The 1591-nt window shown below is 67.8% G+C and carries 2 protein-coding genes; both read right to left on the bottom strand.

All coding sequences use genetic code 11. The annotated features are described in order from the left end of the window. The coding region (locus EB084_25075; protein ID NDD31537.1) for a hypothetical protein at positions 1-524 on the bottom strand (524 nt) is incomplete at its 3' end. Beyond that, on the bottom strand, positions 521-1591 hold a 1071-nt coding region (locus EB084_25070; GenBank protein NDD31536.1), incomplete at its 5' end, for an acyl-protein synthase. The genes EB084_25070 and EB084_25075, both read right to left, overlap by 4 nt.

Genomic DNA, 1591 nt, shown 5'->3' with positions numbered 1-1591 from the left:
TCGTCGCAGGCGGCCAGCTGCTCGAAGAAGACCTGTGCGAAGTCGCTGTCGCGCGGACTGGTCTTGAGTACGTTCACGTTGCCCGACAGCAGCCCTTCGACGACGCTGAGCGTGCCCACCGCGGGGGCGTTGGTGGGGGCGATGTGCACCAGCAGCCCGAGTGGGCGCCAGGCCTCGAAGACCCGCTCGCGGTAGTCGACCCGTCGCATGGTGAACGGATCGGCCGTGCCCAGCTCGCGTTCGAGCTTCGACTCAAGGGTGGTGCGGCCCAGAAAGGCGGCGACCTCGTCGAGGGTGGCCTCGATCTCGACCTCGTTCAGCGCGCGGGCGCGCAGGCTTGCGGCGAGGGCGGCGCGCACCGTGGCATCGTGCACGAGGCGGTGGGCCATGGTCTCGGCCGCGTAGAGCAGCACGCGGATGTCGAGGGGGGTGGCGAGCGCCTGCTGTGCCGCGTCAGGCAGCCCGCCCAGGCGTGCTTCGAGGGCCGCGTCATCGATGCGCTCGCCTTGCCAGAGGTGCGTCATGACTTCTCCTTGAGCAGCTCGGCGGCCGCCACGGCGCAGCTGCGGTTCTTCGAGGTGCCGGCGCGCCCCACGACCTCGAACCAGTCGGTGACGAGTCCGCATCCGCATTCCTCAGGACGGTGAAGGGTGGCGAGATCGCCCATGAGCACCGAGTTGGCGGGCACAGAGGTGATGTAGGGCGACACGAAGTTGAGAAAGCCTGTCTGGCCATGCGGCAGGGGCGTGAGGGTCTCGACGTCGCGCACCAGAACCCGTGACCACACCGGCACGTGAAAGCGATGGCGGGGGCACTCGACGTAGGGCACGCAGTGCTCGACCGAGCCGTAGCCGTCGCGGATGCGCTCGTCCGGGATGCCGAGCTGCTCGGTCACCCGTGCGCAGAGCTCAGATTTGCTGATCTGCTTGTCGGCGTGACCCTTCCAGCCGCCGCCCAGGAAGATGAGCGAGCGGGGGTCGAGGGCGAGCGAGGGGAGGCCAAGGGCGCGCATGCGCTCGAGGGTGAACCACAGGAAGGCGGGGTAGCCGAAGATGCGCACCGGCAGACCCTCGCGGGCGTAGTCGCGGAGCCGTTCAACGGTGCCGAAGAAGTCGAACTCGTGCGTGGTGGGCGAGGTGAAGCGCAGGGCCGCGAAGGTGCGGTTCACCGGCGCGTACTTGCAGAGGAAGTTGTCGGTGTAGGCGGTGCCCAGGGCGTCACCCGGATTCGTCTCGTAGGTGTAGAGCAGATAGTTCACGGGCTCGTCTGGCGTGACCCAGCCGTAGTGCGCGAAGCACGCGTCGACCATGCGCTGGGCGCTGCCGATCGACCACGCATCGAAGAAGATCTGCGACTTCTGCCCGGTCGTGCCCGATGAGGTGAGGTGCACCGCGATCTGGTCGCGAGGCACCGATGTCACCTCATGGGTCTTGAAGAAGTTGGCGTGTATCGGGGGGATCCGTGCGAGATCGCCGATATCACGAAGGCAGTCGCTCGTGAACCCGCGCGATGCGAGCAGCGCGCGGTAGAAGTCGCAGCGGTCGCGGTGCCAGTCGATGACGGCGCGCATGGCGGCGACAAAGGCGTGGTC

It is taken from the genome of Pseudomonadota bacterium, assembly GCA_010028905.1.
GTDB lineage: Bacteria > Vulcanimicrobiota > Xenobia > RGZZ01 > RGZZ01 > RGZZ01.
The sequence above is the reverse complement of the archived record's forward strand: the minus strand, read 5'-3'. Positions and strand labels throughout refer to the sequence as shown.